At 51.0% G+C, this 21,346-nt stretch carries 19 protein-coding genes and 1 pseudogene; 14 read left to right on the plus strand and 6 right to left on the minus strand.

Translation table 11 applies throughout. From position 1 onward, the window contains the following. Positions 1-3 precede the first annotated feature (3 nt). The 4 genes from E0E17_RS19955 to E0E17_RS19970 all read right to left on the minus strand — a co-directional run bounded on the left by E0E17_RS19955 (position 4) and on the right by E0E17_RS19970 (position 3,282). Complete coding sequence (locus E0E17_RS19955; RefSeq protein WP_130835914.1) at positions 4-378, minus strand: EscF/YscF/HrpA family type III secretion system needle major subunit; 375 nt, start codon at positions 376-378, stop codon at positions 4-6. A gap of 52 nt (positions 379-430) precedes the next feature. Continuing rightward, positions 431-700, minus strand: a complete 270-nt coding sequence (locus tag E0E17_RS19960; protein ID WP_130835915.1) for a hypothetical protein — start codon at positions 698-700, stop codon at positions 431-433. Positions 701-796: 96 nt separating this feature from the next. Further along, positions 797-1,753, minus strand: a complete 957-nt coding sequence (locus E0E17_RS19965; protein ID WP_130835916.1) for a sigma 54-interacting transcriptional regulator — start codon at positions 1,751-1,753, stop codon at positions 797-799. 974 nt (positions 1,754-2,727) lie between these two features. Continuing rightward, positions 2,728-3,282 carry an RNA polymerase sigma factor gene (locus tag E0E17_RS19970; RefSeq protein WP_130835917.1) on the minus strand — a complete coding sequence of 185 codons (555 nt, stop codon included), beginning with the start codon at positions 3,280-3,282 and terminating at the stop codon, positions 2,728-2,730. 235 nt (positions 3,283-3,517) lie between these two features. Here E0E17_RS19970 and E0E17_RS19975 point away from each other — a divergent pair, with 235 nt between their 5' ends. The 11 genes from E0E17_RS19975 to sctU are packed head-to-tail and all read left to right on the plus strand — an operon-like array spanning position 3,518 to position 13,924. Next, positions 3,518-4,666, plus strand: coding sequence for an HrpJ domain-containing protein (locus tag E0E17_RS19975; protein ID WP_130835918.1), 1,149 nt, complete (start codon positions 3,518-3,520; stop codon positions 4,664-4,666). Positions 4,667-4,681: 15 nt separating this feature from the next. Next, positions 4,682-6,805 (plus strand): type III secretion system export apparatus subunit SctV, encoded by a 2,124-nt coding sequence (gene sctV, locus E0E17_RS19980; RefSeq protein ID WP_130835919.1) that lies wholly within the window; start codon positions 4,682-4,684, stop codon positions 6,803-6,805. Beyond that, positions 6,798-7,712, plus strand: coding sequence for an FHA domain-containing protein (locus E0E17_RS19985; protein WP_165446276.1), 915 nt, complete (start codon positions 6,798-6,800; stop codon positions 7,710-7,712). Before sctV ends, E0E17_RS19985 begins: the two co-directional genes overlap by 8 nt. Further along, the gene (locus E0E17_RS19990; protein ID WP_130835921.1) at positions 7,706-9,061 is read left to right on the plus strand and encodes a FliI/YscN family ATPase; all 1,356 of its coding nucleotides are present in this window, start codon (positions 7,706-7,708) and stop codon (positions 9,059-9,061) included. Before E0E17_RS19985 ends, E0E17_RS19990 begins: the two co-directional genes overlap by 7 nt. Beyond that, positions 9,051-9,521 carry a hypothetical protein gene (locus tag E0E17_RS19995; protein WP_130835922.1) on the plus strand — a complete coding sequence of 157 codons (471 nt, stop codon included), beginning with the start codon at positions 9,051-9,053 and terminating at the stop codon, positions 9,519-9,521. Before E0E17_RS19990 ends, E0E17_RS19995 begins: the two co-directional genes overlap by 11 nt. 34 nt (positions 9,522-9,555) lie before the next feature. Continuing rightward, entirely contained in the window at positions 9,556-10,068 is a 513-nt protein-coding gene (locus E0E17_RS20000; RefSeq protein ID WP_130835923.1) for a type III secretion system HrpP C-terminal domain-containing protein, read from the plus strand. Beyond that, a complete protein-coding gene (locus tag E0E17_RS20005) occupies positions 10,065-11,096 on the plus strand; it encodes a FliM/FliN family flagellar motor switch protein (RefSeq protein ID WP_130835924.1) in 1,032 nt (343 codons plus the stop codon). The genes E0E17_RS20000 and E0E17_RS20005 overlap by 4 nt, the downstream gene beginning before the upstream one ends. Next, a complete protein-coding gene (sctR, locus tag E0E17_RS20010; RefSeq protein ID WP_130835925.1) occupies positions 11,096-11,761 on the plus strand; it encodes a type III secretion system export apparatus subunit SctR in 666 nt (221 codons plus the stop codon). The genes E0E17_RS20005 and sctR overlap by 1 nt, the downstream gene beginning before the upstream one ends. An 11-nt stretch (positions 11,762-11,772) precedes the next feature. Then, the gene (gene sctS / locus E0E17_RS20015; RefSeq protein WP_130835926.1) at positions 11,773-12,030 is read left to right on the plus strand and encodes a type III secretion system export apparatus subunit SctS; all 258 of its coding nucleotides are present in this window, start codon (positions 11,773-11,775) and stop codon (positions 12,028-12,030) included. Between the two features lie 2 nt (positions 12,031-12,032). Further along, positions 12,033-12,839 carry a type III secretion system export apparatus subunit SctT gene (gene sctT / locus E0E17_RS20020; protein WP_130835927.1) on the plus strand — a complete coding sequence of 269 codons (807 nt, stop codon included), beginning with the start codon at positions 12,033-12,035 and terminating at the stop codon, positions 12,837-12,839. Continuing rightward, positions 12,836-13,924 (plus strand): type III secretion system export apparatus subunit SctU, encoded by a 1,089-nt coding sequence (sctU, locus tag E0E17_RS20025; protein ID WP_130835928.1) that lies wholly within the window; start codon positions 12,836-12,838, stop codon positions 13,922-13,924. The genes sctT and sctU overlap by 4 nt, the downstream gene beginning before the upstream one ends. Before the next feature lie 46 nt (positions 13,925-13,970). On the opposite strand, the gene E0E17_RS20030 is transcribed toward sctU, so the two are convergent. Then, complete coding sequence (locus E0E17_RS20030; RefSeq protein ID WP_130835929.1) at positions 13,971-14,444, minus strand: lytic transglycosylase domain-containing protein; 474 nt, start codon at positions 14,442-14,444, stop codon at positions 13,971-13,973. Between the two features lie 903 nt (positions 14,445-15,347). Next, positions 15,348-15,689 (minus strand): annotated as a pseudogene (locus tag E0E17_RS20665) (PipA/GogA/GtgA family type III secretion system effector); the annotation flags it as partial. A 1,304-nt stretch (positions 15,690-16,993) separates the two neighbouring features. On the opposite strand from E0E17_RS20665, the gene E0E17_RS20045 reads away from it, so the two are divergent. The 3 genes from E0E17_RS20045 to E0E17_RS20055 all read left to right on the plus strand — a co-directional run bounded on the left by E0E17_RS20045 (position 16,994) and on the right by E0E17_RS20055 (position 21,248). Beyond that, positions 16,994-18,013 carry a RepB family plasmid replication initiator protein gene (locus E0E17_RS20045; protein ID WP_130835932.1) on the plus strand — a complete coding sequence of 340 codons (1,020 nt, stop codon included), beginning with the start codon at positions 16,994-16,996 and terminating at the stop codon, positions 18,011-18,013. 1,043 nt (positions 18,014-19,056) lie between these two features. Further along, positions 19,057-20,265, plus strand: coding sequence for an AAA family ATPase (locus E0E17_RS20050; RefSeq protein WP_130835933.1), 1,209 nt, complete (start codon positions 19,057-19,059; stop codon positions 20,263-20,265). Next, the gene (locus E0E17_RS20055; RefSeq protein ID WP_130835934.1) at positions 20,262-21,248 is read left to right on the plus strand and encodes a ParB family protein; all 987 of its coding nucleotides are present in this window, start codon (positions 20,262-20,264) and stop codon (positions 21,246-21,248) included. The genes E0E17_RS20050 and E0E17_RS20055 overlap by 4 nt, the downstream gene beginning before the upstream one ends. The last annotated feature ends 98 nt before the right edge of the window (positions 21,249-21,346 follow it).

Consider the following 21,346-nt stretch of genomic DNA (forward strand, 5'->3'; position numbering starts at 1 on the left):
GTATCACTGCAGGTTGGTGAGTTTTTCCAGTCCCTGAACGGTTTTTGAAATCACTTTGGCGTTCATCAGGCTTTCAAGATAGTAAGAGGAGAGCGTAGAACTGACGCGGGTCAGGTCGATCGGATTGGTTGAATTCGCCGTCTCCGATAACACTTTTGCCACCTTATCACTCTTCTCGTCTATCCGCCCGAAGCTCGCGGCCAGTTGCTCCATCAGATTTTCTGACACGTTGCCTTTATCTGCGGAATGTTCAAACGCCTGCGGCTGCATTTCCGCAGCAAACCATTGCACATCCTGCTGATCAGGCTGCAACCCGTCCAGCCCAGTCGGGCTTTCCAGGATGACTTCCGGTCTGGGAGATAATGGACTGATCGTCATGGTATCGGCCCCAAAAATGAGAGAGCCACGAACGTGGCTCCGGATAGCAAGGTTACGCCAGGTCGATTTTGGCCTTCTGGGCCAGGTTACTGCTGGCTTTCGAGAACGAGTCCACCATGCCGTTGGCCTGCTGAGACATCGCATCCATCTGCATTTTGTTGATAGAGTTCTGGTTGTTAAACTTGGTGATCGCCATCGACTCTTTCATCATGCGATTATTTTCATCCTGCATCTCTTTGGTAAAGCTGGATGTCTGATAATCCTGTTTGTAAGCGCTGTAATCTGTCGTGATGTTATTAAGACCTACGCCGCCTGCACTCATAATCATATCCTCTCGGTTAGTCATCATTCAGTGCGTTCACACTGTCCGAAAAGTGAGTAACAGGAGAAAACCAGCAGTTCCGCGCTTACCGAAAAATTAATTTTCCACATTCAGCAGTTTCAGACGCTGGTACAGCGTGCGTCTGGGGATCCCCAGTTCATGAGCGGCGCTGACCACACGATTTTTGTGTCTGGCCAGACAGTCTTCAATCAGGCAGGACTCAATACGACGCAAACGGTCTTTCAACCGCCCACTGACTTTACCGGTTTCGACCGGCGGCACGATCACCGGCAGACCGATGACAAACCTTTCTGCCGCCGCGCGCAGTTCGCGGATATTGCCAGGCCAGCTGTGCATTAACAATATTTCGGTCAATTCAACAGGCATGGGCGGCAAAGGACACTTCAGACGCAGCGCTGACTGCTGGGTAAAATGACGAAACAGGGGAATAATGCTTTCAATATGGCTGCGCAGGGTAGGCAACTCGACCCTGACCGTAGAAAGGCGAAAATAGAGATCCTGACGAAAACGGTTCTGGGCAACCAGCTCGCTCAGCGGACGCTGGGCAGCCACCACCACGCGAAACTTCAGCGGTACGGCGCGCGTACAGCCCAGGCGGGTAACACTACGTGTCTCCAGTACCCGCAACAATTTTGCCTGCAGGGTCAGCGGCATGCTGTCAATTTCGTCAAGAAACAGCATCCCCTGTTGGGCGCTTTCTATGTATCCTGCACGCGTATGGCTGGCGCCGGTGTAGGCGCCGCTGACAACGCCAAAAAGCTCGCTTTCCGCCAACTGTTCCGGAATGGCCGCACAGTTCACCGGAACAAAAGCGCCTTTCACACCGGCGGCCTGGTAGAGGCGCTGAGCGAAAGTATCTTTCCCTGTTCCGGTTTCTCCTTCCACCACAATATCCATATCCAGAGGAGCCAGCATGGACAGCATTCTTTCAACATCGTTATAAATCGGCAGCGGAAGGCACGCATTGCCCGGCTCGGCCCAACCTTTACTTATACCAGTAGTGTTTCTTTTTTCCGCCTGAAGGCTGTTCATTTTATTCTCCCACAGATATTAAGTAACGCGTGTCAAAAATCACACTTATTAAAATAACAACAGTTTTTCTCCTGAAAGAAGCAGGACCAGAGACTGGCGAATAAATTAACAGTCCAGAAAAGTTTGACAATAAGAAAAATACCCACCTGGGCTGTAAATAAATGTTTGCACCATGAATATGGTGGTCCGGATAAGCAAAAACAGCATGATGGCAGGAAAAATAAATTGAGATTTTATTGGTTTAGCGTCTTTATTTTATTAAGAGAGTCTTATACTTCTTTAATAACAGAGGCCCACCCACACAAGCCACATTAAACCTATGTATTTTATTTGATTATTTATTTTTAAATTTTCATCCCCCCTGTTATCTGGCAAAAAAAGCGTTGAGTCTTGTGCGACACAGATCATCTTTTTTGGTTTATAAGACGTTAATCATTAAAATTATAGTAACTGTTTTCTTCCGTATGGGAAGTTTCTTTTTTAATCATATTTTTTCTGCGTTATAAAGAACTCCGCTCATCCGAGGAGTTCTTTATATGCCAATTAATTGGGACAATTCCTATGAAATTCCCTCATCCGCTTCAGCTCCCTTGTCATTTATTAATCACTTGTGGAAATTATTAATAAGTAAAACTAACCAAGAAAATATAAAACTGGTTATGGAAATTAAACCATGCCAGAAAATAAGTGAATTTTATTCACTGACACCTGGCGGGTTATTACATCATGAGCGGCAGAAGAAAGGTTTCGCGGAGCGGCGCAGAAGCGTATGACACAGGCACAGACAGAAGCATTAATGTGTAAGTAAGCGGGCAACTCGTAAAGTGCTTCAGTATCCGCTATTCAGCGCCATGCAGGTTAATGACTCTCCTGCATGGCATTTTTAATCCGGACAGAACAGCCTGCCGTGAGCAACATCCGTGCGGTTAAATACGGTGAGGTACGGCTCTTTGCAGAGGTATCACTGCCAGCTTTCAACAATGGAATACACCAACGTCATCACGAATGGTCTGTCGTAAGCGGGATAATCGCGAGCGGACAGTACCAACCGGAATCGCCATGATTTCGGCAATGTCCTGATAACTTAAATCATCATCCAGCGCCATATTCAGCAACTGCTGCGATGATTCGGGTAGCGCGTTCATACTGACCAGCACCTTATGCAGTAAGTCGCGATACTCATTTTCCCGGGCAGGACAATCAGAACAGGATAAAGCGTCCAGAATGTCCTCATCCAGGGACTGGTGAAGATAACTATGCGTACGGCTGCGGTAATAATTTCTCACCAGATTCATCGCAATACCAAAAATCCAGGTATCAGGACAGGATGCCCCGTAAAAACGGGCTTTATGTGTCAGTACTTCGACACAGGTGGACTGCAGCAAATCTTCTACATCAGACAGATTACTGACTCGCCGACGAATAAAATAATAAATCTTCTTTTTATTCTTCAGGAGCAACGCTTCCCAGTTAATTGATGGCAGCAGGGCGGAAGGCATCATGGTTTCTAATTCAGCAACAGCACTCATCTTATATCTCCTCAGGTAGATGAGTTTCCGTTTAGCAAAGACCATGCCAGCGAAGATTAATAGGTAATTTACTGATTTTATTTAATTAAAAACCATACCAGGAATTATCTGAGCATATTTCGGCAAAATTCGTTTCTGATGTGCTGCGATTTACGGCACAAACTTTTTTTTACTTTCCGGGAACCCGGTGGGACCGAAATATACCCAGAAAGACACCAGCCACCTGATAGAGGTTATGATGAACGTCAGGCCACCCTCCCTTAATCACTGGATGAACAACGGCAACGTGCTCAGGCAGGAATCTCCTGTCTCCAGAACAGCACAGCCCGATCGGGTTCGCTCCGCGCAGGAGATCGCCACGGACGCGCAGGAAGAAGTGGGTACCCTGCATGAGAGTCGTAACGAAGCGCGCAGTAAATTCCGCAGCAGAACGCTGGAAAAATCCAAAGTTAATCAGCGGCAGGCGATTCAGCAGATTGCCCAGCTCCAGAATCTGTATCAGTTGCTGAACAGCTATCAGCCGCGCCAGCAGCGTGAAAAACTGAACCAGCTGAAGCAAACACTGCAAAAATCCTCCCCGCAGAAACAATACGATGCGGAAACGTTGCTCTCCGTGAGCGATGGCGATCCCGTTATGGCCGACACACTGCTGCAATTGCTGATTGGCGAAAAGGAAAAGGCAGGTGCGCTGCCAGAAGATCCGCTGCTACAGCAGGCAGAGACGGCCCGGGCGTCACTCAATGAAACGTACGGAGAGCAGATCGTCGCTGGCCGCAACACCGCAGAAGTTATCGCCCGGTTCACTCAGGACCCGACGATGAAAAAAACGATGCGTCAGCTCTATTACGGCTCAGTGATCAATTATCAGTCTCCTGCTCATCTGTTTGATTCCATTATGGAAAAATTTGGCGGCGGCGCAGCGAATCAGGCGCTCCATACCCTGCAACGCGCCCTGGCTGAGGATATCGCGGCGCTGGCTCCTTCGATGTCACCGCCGGCACTGCGTCAGGTCATGCACGGCCTGAAGTTGCTCGGCAACATCAATTCCATTCTCGCCGGGAGTCAGCGTCTGATGACGGACGTTTCTCAACGTCAGCCGGTAACAACGCTCAGCAGCGACATGCTGGCACGTAAGATGGTGCATCTGGCACAAAACGGCGTTTATGCAAACGAGCTGACCCAGCTCGCAACCCTGGCGGTAGGCAACGGAACGCAGGCACAGTCATGGTTTCTGAATGCCTTGCTGCGTCTGATGAAAGAAACCCTGCCTCCGCCTCTCTGGCGCGATGAAAAAACGCAGCATGACGGCTTCAACATGTTACGAAGCCTGACCACGCAGTACGCCTCCTGGGAAAAGAAACAAATAGCTATGCAGCATCGGTAAAGCGGAGAGATCATCGTGAGTAGCCTGATAAATAGCCTGAATCGCGTCGCAACCATGGCGGTTGAACGTGTCGAAATTGTCGGCGCGCTCTTTGCGCTGGCGCTGGTGTTTATGCTGATTATCCCGCTGCCATTGCCGCTGATCGATGCGCTGATCGCCATTAATATCAGTGCGTCATGTCTGTTAATCGTGCTGGCCATGTATCTGCCTAACCCGCTGGCGTTCTCTCCCTTTCCCGCCGTATTGCTGCTCACTACCATGTTCCGCCTGGCGCTGTCGATTTCTACCACGCGCCAGATCCTGCTGGAGCAGGACGCAGGTCATATCGTGGCCGCCTTCGGGGAATTTGTCGTCGGGGGCAACCTGGCGGTCGGCTTCATCATTTTTATGATCCTGACGCTGGTGAACTTTCTGGTGATCACCAAAGGCTCCGAGCGCGTAGCGGAAGTGGCCGCACGTTTTACGCTGGATGCGATGCCCGGCAAGCAGATGTCCATCGACAGTGATCTGCGTGCCGGTCTGATTGACAGCGAACAGGCGCGTCTGCGGCGCGTGGATCTCGGTAAGGAGAGTCAGCTTTTCGGTGCCATGGACGGCGCGATGAAGTTCGTTAAAGGTGACGCTATTGCGTCGCTGATTATCCTGTTTATTAACCTGATTGGCGGCATCTCGATCGGCATTTTGCAGAAGGAAATGACCGGCGGCGAGGCGCTGCACGTCTACAGTATTCTGACGGTGGGTGACGGACTGATTGCCCAGATCCCTGCCCTGCTCATCTCACTGACCGCCGGGATGATGATCACCCGCGTGTCGTCTGGTGATGATGACCCGGGTAAAAACAACATAGGTCGTGAGATCACCACTCAAATCGCCAGCCAGCCGAAAGCCTGGATTATGTCCGCTGTGGGCATGTTCTGTTTTGGTCTGCTGCCCGGCATGCCAACGCTGATCTTTTTTATTCTGGGGCTTATCACCATCGCCTGCGGCAGCTGGCAAATCTGGTCTGCCCGGCGACAGCAGGAAGCCGCCCCCACAGCCGGCGTGGAAATTCCTCCCGAGGAAAACGGCCTTGAAGATATTCGTGCGTTTGACGCAACCCGTGAATATCTGTTGAGTTTTCCCGCCGGCCGACAGAACGATCCGGCAATTGTGACCTTGTTACAGGAAATTCGCAAAGTGCGTAACCGCATTGTTGATCGCTACGGCTTTACGCTGCCGCGCTTCGAGATTGAGTACAACCCGGAGCTGGCAGAGGATGAGTTTCGCTTTAACGTCTATGAAATCCCCCGGCTGGTAGCGACTATCAGCCCGAAAATGGTGGTAGACAATCACTGGGGCACGCAACTGGCAGGCGATGAAACGGTGGCACAGGGACAGGTTCAGCGTCAGGAACAGCACTGGATATGGCTGGACGCTTCTCATCCCTTACTCCAGCAGCCGGATGTGATGGCCTGGACCAGCGATCAGCTGCTGCTGGCCCGCCTGGAACACACGCTGTTTTCCAGCAGTGCAGAATTCCTCGGCCTGAAAGAGGCGACGGTGATCCTGCGCTGGCTCGAAAATGATCAGCCCGAACTGGCGCAGGAATTTCAGCGTCAGTTCCCTGTTACCCGTCTGACCGCAGTATTGCGCCGGCTGGTTGCTGAGCGCATACCGCTACGCTCACTGCGTAAGATCACTGAGTCGCTCATTGCTCACGGCCAGCATGAGCGTGATATCAATATTCTTATCGATCAGGTACGTATTGATATGAAAGAGCATATTTGCCGTGAACATGTCAGCGAACAGGGTCTGATGGTATGGCTGCTCACACCGGAAGTTGAAGAAATACTGCGCGACAGCCTGCGTCAGACGCAAAGTGAAACCTTTTTCGCTCTCGATCCCGATCAGCAGACCCTGCTGCTGGAAAAACTGCGCGCCATCTGGCCACCTTTTGCCCGCAATGCCGGTGTGATGTTAACCGCCCAGGATTTACGCAGTCCGCTGCGCCAGTTGATCGAACAGGAGTTCAATCATGTGCCGGTAATCTCCTTTGCTGAACTGCAATTCAACCTGCCCGTTAACATCATGGGATATATCGATCTTAACCCTGCGAATGACGATGAGGCTTATGCCGCCGAAGGAGCCATGCATGCATGAGTTAAGAGTGCTGACGGGTCAGCAAAAAGGCGCGGCTCTACCGTTAATTGGACAACAATGGGTCATTGGCAGCGTTGAGCTGTGCGATCTGCTACTCGATGATAAGGACATCGCGCCCTGTCATGCGGAATTACGCTTCCAGCATGACAAGTGGCAACTGTTACCCGCCGAAGGAAAAATCACCGGGCACGAGCTGGCAGAGATCGTGGAGATTACGCCCGATACCCCGTTCCGGCTGGCAGAGGTGGTGCTGATGATTCAGGCTGCGGATATGCCCTGGCCCGCCAGCTCGCCTGTGCCTCCCCTTGCTGTGGAAGCAGAGGAAAAGGATGAAACGTCTGTCGCGCCCACGCCGACTCCCTTGCCTGATGGCAAAGCGTCTCACCATCTTTTCCCCCGCTGGGCACGTATTGCTGCCGTGTCGATGATGTTGCTGCTGATGATCACTGTGACCAGCTGGATCTTACAACCGGGTTATGCCCGCCCGGAGAGCAACAGCGAACCGGTAAAACCCCGCCTGACAGACAGCACCCTGCTCTCTGAACGCCTCAGCCATTTATTGCGGGAGCGCGATCTGCAGCGCGACGTGGCCCTGGTACGCCATCAGGATGAGGTCATCCTTGAAGGACGTCTCGATGAGCAACAGCGCCAGCAGCTTGAACGTCTGCTGAAAACGCTGCACCAGGACTACGATATCGGGGTTTCGCTGCATAATAACACGGTTGAAGATAAAGTCAGGTTGCCCTTCCGCATTGTGCAAATTACCGCAGGCCCGCGGGCCAATATTGTCACCGAAAACGGACGGCGCCTGTTTATCGGTGATGAAGAAGACGGCTTACGCCTGGTAGCCATTACCCCCAGCCAGGTGCAGTTTGCCGGACGCAGCAATGTCACGGTGAAATGGTAATGACGATGTTCACTCCTGCTCAGTGGCGTACCCGACGTCTGCAAGCCTTTGAACGCTTAAATGCACTGGAAATGCGTGGCCGTATTACCGGCATCAGCGGCATCCTGCTGGAGAGTCAGTTGCCGGGAGCACGTATGGGTGATTTGTGCCGTATTTATCGCAACGCGAACAGCAGCATCCTGGCAGAGGTGGTGGGTTTTAATCCCAGCAATGTGCTGTTGTCGGCGCTGGGATCGCTGGACGGCATCGCCCAGGGGGCGCTGGTAGAACCGCTTTATGTGCCACATCGCATTCGTGTAACAGATGCGCTGCCCGGCAGTGTGCTGGATGGCTTTGGTCGCGCTATCGATGAGGAGAGCCTGAGCGCGTTGGCAGAAGCCGATCAGGGATTTAGCGGAGAAAATGTCCTGAACGAAGCCCCTCGTCCGACGGATCGTCCGCGCATCGACAGTCCGTTGCCTACCGGGATCAGAGCGATTGATGGGCTGATCACCTTGTGCCAGGGTCAGCGCGTAGGGCTGTTTGCCGGGGCCGGATGCGGAAAAACTACCTTACTGGCGGAACTGGCGCGTAATACCCCCTGTGATGTGATCGTGTTTGGCCTGATTGGCGAGCGTGGCCGTGAATTGCGGGAATTCCTTGACCATGAACTGGTGGGTGAGCTGCGGCAGCGTACGGTGATGGTATGTGCCACCTCAGACAGAACCAGTATGGAGCGTGCCCGTGCAGCCTTTACCGCCACCGCCATCGCAGAAGCATTCCGCAATAAGGGAAAGTCCGTACTGCTCATTATCGACTCCCTGACACGCTTTGCCCGTGCCCAGCGCGAAATCGGCCTGGCGCTGGGGGAGCCACCGGGGCGCGGGGGTTTGCCCCCTTCCGTCTATACGCTGCTTCCCGGCCTGCTGGAGCGAGCAGGCAAAACCAATCAGGGATCCATAACAGCGCTCTATTCTGTGCTTATCGAAGCCGACTCCATGAACGATCCTGTTGCTGATGAAGTCCGCTCCCTGATAGACGGGCATATCGTCCTGTCACGCAAACTGGCGGAGCAGGGTCACTATCCGGCTATCGATGTTCTCGCCAGCCTGAGCCGAACCATGAGCAACGTGACCACCGCGGAGCATCAGCAGGATGCCCGCCGTGTCCGCCAGCTGATGTCCGCATGGCAACAGGTAGAGATGTTGATCCGCCTTGGTGAATATGAGCCCGGGAACGATGCATTGACCGATGCCGCGGTCAATGTCAGAGACAAGATCAACGCGTTTTTGCGTCAGGGGAATCATGCGCCCGAACAGTTTGCATCGACACTGAAATCACTGGCAGAGGTGAGCCGTCATGCACCGTAAGTTTCGCCCGGTTGACGACAGCATGCCCGCCGCGCCGCAGCCGCTACTGGCGATCACGGCCACGTTGCTTCCGTTGCGTCAGCGCCGCCTGGGGCGTCTGGAACGCGCACAGCAACGCCTGGTGCGGACGCTTAAGCAACATCAGCAGCGTATCGAGCAGCAGCAGGTCCGGCTGACGCAGGCGCAGGATGCCCATCGCGCAAGCTATGAGGCTCTGCACAATCTGGCGCAAACCTCTGTAAAAGATCTTCGTTCCTGTCTTCATCAGGAGCGTCAGGATGCTCAGGCCATCCTGATGCAACAACAGCGACTGAACCAGTTACTGGATGAAAAAACGCAGTTACAACGACAGCTCGATGCCGCCGCTCATCAGCTGATGCTCCAGCAGAAAGCACTGGAAAAACTGCACGAGATGAAAAAGGTGGCAGAAGGAGAAGAAAATGAAAGTGCCCGTGCATAAGAACCCAGCTCCAAATGCTCCCCCTGCTGCACCCGTGCGTTCACGCAGCGAAACCGTTACTGCACCGACATCGGGCTCCCTCAGCCTGTTTACTGCCGCCAGACAGACACAAAACAGAGAGGCTAACCAGAATGACAGCGCCCTGTTTGAGACGTTGCTGGGGCAATCGCCAGGGACAGAAAACGGGGCCATCCTTACACCGGTGCCGTTATTGCTCGCCAGCCAACTGCCCGATCTCCAGGAACCGGTAGCAGAGCCGCAGGGAGTGACGACACCGCCGGTATGGCATGCTGCGGAGCCTCAACTGGCCCAGTCGGTAATGGACGCAGGTCCCCTGCCTGCCGCCATGACGTTGTTGCTGCCACAGCTCGGGCCGGTAGAGGCTACCCTGGATGCCCTGACCGGTGGCGGCTGGGATATTGCTCTCGCCTTTACGCCGCAGGCCTGGCCGCTGGTGAAAGGTACGCAGTGGCTCTGCGGGCGTTCGCTGGAGCAGCGTCTGGGCAAACCCGTGTTACTACGCTTTATGCAACAGGCACTGGCATGAGAAGACCTTTACGGCTGCCGCAGCGTGCCCGGCAATCTGTTGCGCTGCAAAACCAGTTCAGCACGGGGCGACAGCTGTTCTTTCAGCACGGTGAACGCTGTGGTGTCATCACTCTCCTTCCTGCCCGGGGCAGGTACGATCTCCGCTGGCCAGGCTTTCAGTGCGCAGGAGGCAGCTTTGCGCTGCAAACACCTAACCCGCTACTGCATCTGCTGGCAGAGTGCCCTCCCCTGCATCAGCCAGACGTTCAGCTGCCCGACTGGTACTGGCGTTTACTCAATCAGCAGCTTCCCCCGACGCTGCAAACCTGCTGGGGACCACTCAGCGCTGCAACCCAGCCGCTCCCGGAAGAGCAGACGGTGCTGTTTGTTTGCCGGGTGTCGCTGGAAGAAGAGCAACACAGCAGCCTGCTGGCTCTGACGCCTGCTGTACTGCAGCACTGGTTTGCGCAGGCTGACTGGCAACCGGTTCTGCAACCGCTGCCGGCTGAGCTGCCGCTGACTGTCCCGCTGCGCGTGGCGGATATCATCCTGACGCCAGCCCGGCTCGCTGCCCTGCAGCCCGGTGATCTGCTGTTACCTCCATCCAGCGATTTCCAGCCTTGTGGCACGGGTGCGCTGCGCCTGGGCTCACTGCTGATACAGGGGCGGTTACAGCCGGATAGCGCGCCCACAACTTTTGTCCTTTCCGATTACAAGGAGTCCCCTATGTCCTATTCTCAGCCTCCCTTATCTGACGGGGAGTTCAACAGCAGCGCGCACGGTAACTCCGCTTCAGGCAGCGCCTTCCAGGATTTGCCGCTGGAGATGTCCATTCGCTGCGGTTCGTTGCGTCTGACCCTGGGAGAACTGCGTCAGCTGGCGCCAGGCTGTACCCTGACTGTAGAACATGTCATTCCGGGTGAGGCACTGCTGTGTCACGGTAATTTCCCGGTCGCAAAAGGTGAACTGGTCGATGTGGAAGGGCGGCTGGGCTTTGAAGTGGTCACGCTGTTAAGCCATGCGCCTTTAGTTGTGGAAGAAGAGTAATGATGGGTGAAATCGGTACGCTTAATCCTCTGACGCTGGCCCTGTTTATTGGTGCCATGTCACTGCTGCCGCTGGCATTTATGATTACCACCAGCTTTCTCAAGATCGCCATGGTGCTGACCCTGACGCGCAATGCGCTGGGTGTGCAACAGGTACCGCCCAATATGGCCCTGTATGCAATTGCGCTGGCTGCCACGCTGTTCATCATGGCCCCGGTATTCAGTGGCGTTTACTCCCGCGTTCAGGAACGCCCCATCGAAACAGAGAGTGCGGAGAAGCTCGGCAGTAGTCTGAGTTTTGTTCTGCAGCCCATTACCGGCTTTCTGCAGAAGAATACCAATCCGGATATTGAAACGCATCTGCATGAAAACAGCCTGCGCATGTGGCCGAAAAAAATGGCAGAAGAGGCCATTGCCGATCGGGATAACTGGTTATTGCTGATCCCGGCCTTTGTTCTGTCGGAGCTGGAAGCCGGATTTAAAATCGGCTTTCTGATTTTCATTCCTTTTATCGTCGTCGATTTGATTGTCTCTAACGTCCTGCTGGCGCTGGGGATGCAGATGGTCTCGCCGATGACCATCTCGCTGCCGTTAAAGATCCTGCTGTTTGTGCTGGCCGATGGCTGGGTGCGTTTGCTTGATGGGCTGTTTTACAGCTATGCCTGACCGGAGGAAAGATGGAAATTATCCATTTGTTTAAACAGGGCATGTTGTTAGTCGTGATGCTCTCTGCGCCGCCTCTGCTGACGGCCGTGCTGGTGGGAATTATTGTCTCGCTGATTCAGGCCGTCATGCAGTTGCAGGATCAAACGCTGCCTTTCGCCATTAAGCTGATTGCGGTAGGCAGCGCACTGGCAATAAGCGGACGCTGGATTGGTGTCGAGCTGCTGGCGCTGGTCAATTCCGCCTTTACCATGATCGCCAGCCAGGGATAAACATGGCTCAGTCTCTGTTAGACAGTCTGTTTCATCATATCCTGGCGCTGGGTATGGGTATCGCCCGCATCTTTCCCTGCCTGTTACTGACGCCGGTGTTCAGCTTCACAATGCTCAAAGGCATGATCCGTACCATCGTGATTATTTCCATGGGGCTGTTTGTCACGCCGCACATTGCAACGCAGCTGGAGCCGGTCATGACGCACGGCACACTGCTGGTTGCCCTGCTTCTGAAAGAGGTAATGATTGGTCTGCTGGTGGGCCTGCTGCTGGCTATGCCGTTCTGGCTGTTCGAATCTGTGGGGGCGTTATTTGATAACCAGCGCGGTGCACTGGTGGGTGGACAGATTAACCCTACGCTGGGACCTGATGCTACTCCGCTGGGTCATCTGTTACTGCAGTGGTTTATGCTGTTGATGATCCTGAGCTTCGGCCTGAAGTTGATTACCCAGGTGCTCTGGGACAGTTATACCCTGTGGCCCGTGGGCAAATGGTTTCCACCGTTAACCGAACAGGGCTATGCCCAGCTGCTTAAGCTGATTGGCAACATGTTCAGTAATATTGTGCTGTTTGCCGGCCCGCTGGTGCTGGTGCTGCTGTTTATTGATTTTCTGATCGGCATTATCAGTCTGTACAGTCAACAACTCCAGGCTTCGTCGCTGACACCACCGCTGAAATGCCTGGCCGGTATACTGTTTTTAATCCTTTATTTACCCATGCTCGACTGGCTGGCTGAGGGGCAGCTGATTGCCCTGCGCGATTTAATACCTGTGCTGCAGCCCGTGATGACTTACGGGGAATCGCCATGAGTGGAGAAAAAACAGAGAAGGCCACACCCCAGAAGCTGAAAGAGTCTCGTAAAAAAGGGCAGATTAGCCAGAGCCAGGATCTGACAAAATTGCTTATCGGAGTGGGACTGACAGAAATTATTTTTGCCATGGCGCAAAGCACTATGGCCCGGCTGACCGACATCGTTGCACTGCCCGTCGTAAGCATCCAGCAGGATTTTCCCGCAGCGATTAAAAGCGTCGCCGGTGCTGCCGCTCAGGTTGCGCTTCCTGTTCTGGCCATAACGTTGATGAGCGTGATCCTGCTGCGTATCGCCGGTGGCTGGCTTCAGTTTGGTGTGCTTTTTGCGCCAGAAGCGGCAAAGCCCAAATTTACCGCCCTGAACCCGCTGAATAAATTTAAAGAAATTTTCTCTGTGCGGCAGATTGTGCAACTCCTGCAAAGCGTGGTGAAGGCTGCAGTGCTGGGTTGTCTGTTCTGGATGCAGATAAAACCCCATCTGAATGAAATATCACAACTGGCTACAGGGTCACTGGAAGGATTCTGGCAGGGAAGTCTTACCCTTCTGCATATTCTGAGTCGCCTGTTATTTGGCGCAATGTTGCTGTTCAGCCTGCTTGATTTCGGTATTCAGCGTTTCTTCTGGCTGAAACAAAATCGGATGAGTCATGACGATATTCGCAACGAATACAAACAGAGCGAAGGGGATCCCCACGCCAAAAACCATCGTAAACAGGTTGCGATGGAGATTGTCAATGAACCCATCAAAAAACGACGGCCTGAAGAGGTTGCGAAGGCAGATGTGGTGCTGGTCAACCCTACCCACTTCGCTATCGGTCTGTTCTATGACCCCCAGGAGACGCCACTGCCTAAAGTGATCTTTAAGGCTCAGGAAGAAGATGCTCAGGAGATTATCTCTCTGGCAAAAGCGCAGGAGGTGCCGGTCGTTCGCTATATATGGCTTACCCGTACTCTCTGGCGCGATGTTGAGGAAGGCGGATTTGTTTCCCGTGAGACGCTGAAAGCTGTCGCTCAAATTTATCGCCTGCTGCGTGAGCTGGAAGAAGGTCAGGATGAGGATATTATCGAATATCAGGAGCGCTGACCGGGCGCAGAATGGAACCCGGTCAACGCCTCATGGAAAATGCTCTTCAGGGCGTCATTCCGCTGATACCAGCCAGAGGAACGGGTGCGTCCATACCTTCGTAAATATTCTTGACCTTGTTCGCATATTTCTGCCGCAGCGCTTTGCGCGATGCCGCCGGCCCGGCGTTATACATTCCTACGGTATCCCAGCTTTTGCCATAACGCTTGAACAACCCACTCAGCACCCAGGCGCCGGTGTATACACAGAGACACGGCTCCTTTAACAGACGTTCACGCGTCACGCCCAGTTTTTTCAAACGGGAATAGTGCACGCTGTTAATCTGCATCATGCAGATATCTTCTGTACGATTGCGATTTGCTGTGTTGATCGCGTTGTACTTCAGGCCTGATTCCTGAATAGCAATGGACTTCAACAGGCCAGGGGAGATGTGAAACGCTTTACCAGCCTGCTCGAAACAGTAAGCCTGAGGCTGAGAAAAAGGGATTAAAAGGAGTAACAGTGTAAGTCTGGTCTTCATCAACAAGGCTCCTGCTCTTGCTCATCGCTTTTTAAGTGGCGCGATATGAAGAACGGTTCCATCAGCAGCGATGAATATTGCGATTCTTCATCTGTGCCCTGTGCAGACGCTGGCATTCTCCCATCTATTGCATCAGGTCATCGCAATTACGAAGCGGGATTAACTGGTATGTATCGCTCAGCAGAAACGGGCGACTGTCGTTCCCGTTTCTGCTGACATAGAGTTGTCAGAGGAGATAGTCCGCAAGTGATTTTCCGTAATGTTCGGGATTGACTGCTTTACCGACTACCGGGTCGAAATAATGTTTCTGTCCCTCCACGTTTGCGATACAGAGAATCGTGTGACGAGCAAAGCGCATTTCCTCACCTGGCTGGCTCCCCGGTATGTCAACATTTTCATCGACCGTGAATGCAAAAGGCTTATCTATATCAACAGTGGTGATTTCATTGCGTCCACAAGCTTCCGCCAGCATTTTATAAGATGGCAAAATGAGACACAGTCTCCTTTACGATGCATTATCATTTCCAAAGGGCGATAAGATTTGTTGATCGCGTAGCTGAAGGTTCTATCAGTCTGATTCCGCGCAGCGATTTTTTGCAGAATAGTCAGCGTGGAATCATCCGGCTTCACTTTTCTGATCAGTGATGTCAGTGTTGAACTGTAAAGATGGATCGCCTTTTTCCTTTCAGACAGCGCATCCCGGTTTGTTGGATTTCTTATAAAGCCTTCAGGTGGTGGGAGTAGCGACAGATACTCGTTCGTCTGATGTTTAAATGTTTCCATCGCCCACCTTATCAGGGCGCTTTCTGGACCTTCATACAGCGATGCGCTGTATTGCGTCTTCAGTTGCTGCAAGGCGGCTAACGGAGGCTGGTCTGTTGCAGGCTGACGATGAGCATGAGCAGCGATACGTGCCGGAGAGTCGTTACCCATCTCTTTCAGGATAATGTTGGTATATTCAATGACAGCACCACGGGGATGACCGGATTCAGTTGCTTTAAGCCCGGTTGTTTTTGGCAGTAATACATCCAGCATCGCACTGTCTGCATCAACGTCTTGTAGACCCTGTTCTGTTTTGTAGGTGCGGGGAGTGTGATTACTGTCTTTTAATCGCGGTAAGGGCAGGAACCTTTCAGCTTCAAACCCTCGAGTCGGCGGGCCTAAGGTAAGATGCTTTTCAACATCGCATAAGATATTTTTGTCGGCGTAATTAAATAACCGTCGAAAGGTAGGGCTCTTTTCGTAACAGTCTTCAGTCGGTCGGGTAACTCACTTAGCGGTAGCCAGTTCACACTGTCTCTGGCCTTTTCATCATGCTTTCGCCGAACTGGACTGGCATGCTCCAGCTGGCAACGTAAATCAGGGAAGTCTTCGGCAAGTTGCGCATCGTAACTGTGTCCTTCTCGTATTTCCGGTTTGCTGATGTCTGGGGGCAGAGGAAACCTTTTTTTGGCTATTGTTGAGATCATAAGCATTCTGTATTTCTGATTTTCATGTACAGGATTGAGTGTTAATGATGTTTGTTCAGTTCCCTATTTCCTGGGTCTTATTAATGACTGCACCGGCGTTATGTTCTCCAGTTTGCCAGTCCTTCTCCTGTTAAACCTGCTTTCAGGATGAGAACTGGCAGAGAAACGAAAGGTTATGGCCCAATGTGGTCAACGGGAATTTCAGCCTGAAATTATGATGAAAAATTTTTGTAAAACATGCATTTAAACATGAAAGTTCTTTGGGAAATTTTTGCGCTTTTCACCTTCTGTCTACGTACTTTTACTGAAGAGAGCAGGGCATTTTTGCTGTCTGATGATTCATCGTCAGCAAACACCAATTTCTGTTTTCCTCTGTTTGATTGTTGGTGATTCAGTTTCAGCTGGGTTCTTTCAAGGGGAAATTATGGGAATTTCAATCTGAAATTATTTAAATTTATTCTTATAAATCAATAAGTTAAATATGAAATTACCACGGGTAATTTTGTGTATAACTGAGCGGTAACTCAGGACTCGGCATGGATTGGCTATACAATAAAAAGGGTAATGCAGCATGCTATTTCGTTTTCACTGGTCTGTATGCCCTTCAGGTAAACAGGCAGGCTGGAAGTTTCATAAGTTCGTAGCGGCCTTATGTGTAGCAAACAGGTTCTCTCGGGATTTGATGATTTGGTCATCAAAACTGACATTTTCATGCAGAAAGAAGAACCACAGAGGCTTACTCAGGATGCGCCTGAAGAGTGCGGCTAGTGTTGCGTTAAATTTTTGAGTTTTCCACATTTTTCACAGGATAGATCCAGTAGTAAGATCTTAATACGATCCTATAGAGATCCATAAAAAACCCAAAAGATCCCCGCGTCCCCGCAGGCCTTGCTACATCTGGCTTAAAGGCTGATCGTGGTTATCAGTCGTATGCAGAAAGTTTTTTCTCATATGCTCAAAGGTTTTCAGTCATATGCTTAACGTTATCAGTCAGATGCGCTTTGATTTCCACTTATATGCTGATAAGGTTATCGGTTATATGCAGAGCCAAATTTACCTGTTGATAAGCGAACCTTGTTTATGGCTAAGAAAGTCAATAACTTAGACAGTATGACTGAGGAAGTGAACAAAAAAACGGGTGAACTTATCCACCTGAATCCCACGGCTAATGCAACGGTACAACCGGTCGCATTGATGCGGCTTGGCCTCTTTGTTCCCAACACCGCTCATGCGAAGTCAAAAAACTCGGTAAACACCGTGAAGTCTACCGTCGATGCGACGGAGGATCTTTATCACCTCGAGGTGGTGAAGAGAGAAGGATACAAAGACATTTCTATCCGTTCTGAACGTCTCGACATGGCTACAGACTTCAGGGTCTGGCTTGGTATCATACGTTCCATCTACGACAATGGCACTTTTATCGGCAAGCTGAAACTGCCGTTCACGAAATTCCTGCAAAATTGTGGTTTTGATTCAAAGCGTTCTAACAAGGATATGAAGAAACGCATTGATGAATCTCTCATGCGTTTGCGCGGAGTAACGATACAATTCTGTAATGATACCGGTTCACTGACGACCGGGCTGGTGAACAGCGCTCACTATAGCCTGACTAAAAATGAGGTAGAGATCGAGGGAGACCCGAGACTGGCTGATCTTTACCAGATGGATTATAAAGTGTACCTTCGACTGAAAGCCATCGATCACCTGCCCCGGAAAGAATCTGCCCAGGCGCTCTATACTTTTATCGAAAGCCTGCCCAAAAACCCGGCTCCGGTTTCTATGAAGCGTTTACGTGAACGCCTCAGACTGAAGTCCCGCATCGCTTACCAGAATCATATCGTACGTAAGGCATTGTCAGAACTGAAAGAAATCAATTATCTGGAGTATAGTGAATTCAAACGAGGCCGTTCGGTTTATTTCAATATCACGAAAAGAAACCCCAGCCTGGTGCCGGATAAGACCCTCGCGTTCACAAATGATGAGACGTCTGAACCACAAGTGGTTGATGAACAGATGATTGCTAAGATCAGTAAACTTAAAGACTCCGGCTTTACCGAAGAAGAGATTGCGAAAATACTGATCAGCCTGGACGCCAGATAGGGCCCTCTCTTCTGCTGTCGGTTAGCGCATACGAGTAGTAACCATTCATTTTTAGAGTTTAAATTCAAACTGTTAGGTGATGGGGGATCGTTCTGTGAGAGCGATTCTCCCTTTCATCAGCCAGTGTGTTGTGTTTTATCAGCGCTTTTTAGCATACGACTGATAACTTTTATCCCGTTTATCTTCCGATTTGCATATGACTGATAACTATATCGTGGCTCAGCATCTGAATTGCTGGCTGATTCAGCATACGACTGGAAACCTTTACGCGGAAGTGAAGCCCCTTTTTTACCGGAATTTACGGTAACATATTGATATTATTGGTTAATTGATCGTGTCTTTTCAGCGCTAAGCAGATGAAACAAATTTAGAATTTCCGCCCGGATGCACAGCCGACGGATATGGCTGGCAACCGGGTAGCATATGACTGATAACCTTCTGCCGACGCTGTTTCCTGCAATGTGAACCCGCCACTGAACACTTAAGGATTTAATCCAATGAATAATAAGATTTTTTCTATGAAAATTCTGGATGACCAGGCATCTTACTAATAACTTTAGCGTATGACTGATAACCTTTATGCTTTGTGTTACCTTGTTCTGAACACCATTCTGGTAACGTTCTGCGGATGTTCAGGCATACAACTGGAAACCATTTGCATATAACCGATAACCTTGTGTCGTAAAGAAAGACCTGAGAGCGTCATGATGCCTTTCCGTTGCTGGCGAATACTCACTATCAGCATATGACTGATAACCTTTCAGGTAAGATCTGACAAAACAGCATATGACCGATAACTTTCAGCTCAGACTGTTCTCACCGCCCGTCTGTTCTTTTGTCAACCGTTTACAGTTTCCGCTGATCTCAACGTGATTACGCTCTCATTTTTACTCCCTTTCACTATATTGAATGAGTAATCTGCGTAACGCCCTACCGTTAAAAGTATTTTTTCTCTGTACAACTTTTTATTGAAAAACGAAAAATGTTGCACACAGCAAAACGATGTGTACACTGGAGAAAAATTTGCCGGAGGGAGTAACGGAATGAGAAGTAACTATGGTGGTGTAGATGAAACTGCCCGCAGGGCGAATGCCATGTTACGCAGCATGAGCGATGACATTATCGATAAACGTCATGAGTTTGGTCTCGACCGTTACTATCAAACCTTCACCCGCAACTCCGTGGCCAATATGCCAAAACTCAGTCGTCGTGCAGTCGAGCAGGCGATTGAAGAGATGGAAGCAAAGGGCCATCAGTTTGGCAAAAAAGATGCCGGGAATACGAAACATTACGCGCTTACCGTTCAGGACGTGGTGGATATCTATGCCCACCGAAAGGTGCCAAAGTATCGCGATTTGCACAAGGGGGAAGGCCCTTTCGTCATCTTTGTGGTCAATCTTAAAGGCGGGGTATCCAAAACCGTCAGCACCGTCACCCTGGCACATGGCCTGCGGGTTCATCCTGATTTGCTGCAATATGATCTGCGTAACCTGGTGATTGATCTCGATCCTCAGGCATCCAGCACTATGTTTCTGAACCACAGCAACAGTATCGGTTCCATTATGGAAACTGCCGCACAGGCAATGCTGAACGATCTGGATGCTGAGCAGTTGCATAACGAGATTATCCAGCCAACCATTATACCGGGCGTAGATATTATTCCGGCCTCCATTGATGATGGTTTTGTTGCCAGTCAGTGGAATGAGCTCGTTCGTGAACACTTGCCCGGCGTGCTGCCTTCCGACGTCCTGCGCCGCAATATTATTGATCGTGTAGGCAACGATTATGATTTCATCTTTATCGATACCGGTCCCCACCTTGATGCTTTTATGTTGAATGCCATTGCTGCCAGCGACTTGCTGCTGACCCCCACACCACCGGCACAGGTCGATTTTCATTCAACGCTGAAATACCTGACCCGGTTGCCAGAAATGCTTGAGCAGCTGGAGGAGGAGGGGATAAATCCGCGTATCAAAGGCAATATCGGCTTTATGTCGAAAATGACCACCAAGCGTGACCATGAAATGACCCATGGGCTGGCTCGTGATGTCTTTACCTCTTACATTCTTGATGCCGTGCTGCCACGTCTCGATGGTTTTGAACGCTGCGGGGAAACCTTCGATACCATTGTCAGCGCCGATCCGCAATCTTATCCGGGGAGCGCCGAAGCGCTCAAGAATGCTAAACGCGAGGCTGAACGTTTCACTCAGGCGGTATTTAAAAGGATTGAGTTTATAAGGGGTATTAAATGAGCAAAGTCATGAAAAAAATGGGCCGTACCCTGGGTAATTCTAACTTCTCCAAAATGCTCAGTGAGAGTGAAGGCGCGCGCGTTTTTGTCCTGAAGTCAGGTAAAGAAGCACGTTTTATCCTGACAAAAATCTTACATGATGACATTGAAACGCAGACCTACATCAACTCCTCCGTCAATGGCCGCGATCAGTCATTACTTACGCCTGAATCCGTTGGCGATATTTCCCGTACCATCAAATTACAGCAATTTTTTCCGGCAATTGGCCGGGAAGTGAATGGACGGATTGAAATTCTGGATGGTTCCCGCCGGCGTGCAGCCTGCCTCTATAATGGCACTCCTTTTGAAGTGCTGGTGACCAGAGAAAATATTGACCTGGCCGATGCCCGTCAGCTGGCAGTCGATATTCAGACGGCCAAAGAGCATACGCTTCGCGAACTGGGTAAACGCCTTGAGCTGATGTATGCCAATGGCATGAGCCAGACCGAAATTGCTAAAGCTGAAGGTATTTCTGCCGCAAAGATCACCCGCGCCTTTCAGGCAGCAGCGGTGCCTGATGCGATGATTTCCGTGTTTCCTTCGGTAAGCGATCTTGCGATAACAGATTATCAGTTATTACTTGAGATAGCCGATAACGCTAACGCAAGGAACGTCGATCTCAACGAGATTGTCGCCAGCGTGCGCGAACGTATCGGCAAAGAAACTCTGACTGAGGCAGACGATCCTCTCACCAAAACGAAGATCATGAATTTTTTCCGGGCGGCCAGCAACAGCCTCAAGCCAGCGAAGCCGGTAAAAAAAGCAGTCACTGAAAAGCTTTGCCACTTCAGCGATAACAAACAATTCGCCCGTAAAAAAATCGACGCGGAAAAACGTCTGGTGGCCTATGAGTTTTCCCGCATTCCGGCCACTTATCAGGCTGAGCTGGATGCGGCCATCAAAGCTGTCATTGATAAGATGAAGGCTGAAGGAACGGCAGAGTAGCTGGCTGGGTGGTGCAAAAGAGGCAGTAGCCTGCCCGGACAAGGCAACAGAGCCCTCTTTATCCGAAAGGGGCTCTGGTTCAGGTATTTTCTGTGCGC

The sequence above is a fragment of the [Erwinia] mediterraneensis genome (assembly GCF_900604315.1).
GTDB classification, from domain to species: domain Bacteria; phylum Pseudomonadota; class Gammaproteobacteria; order Enterobacterales; family Enterobacteriaceae; genus Pantoea; species Pantoea mediterraneensis_A.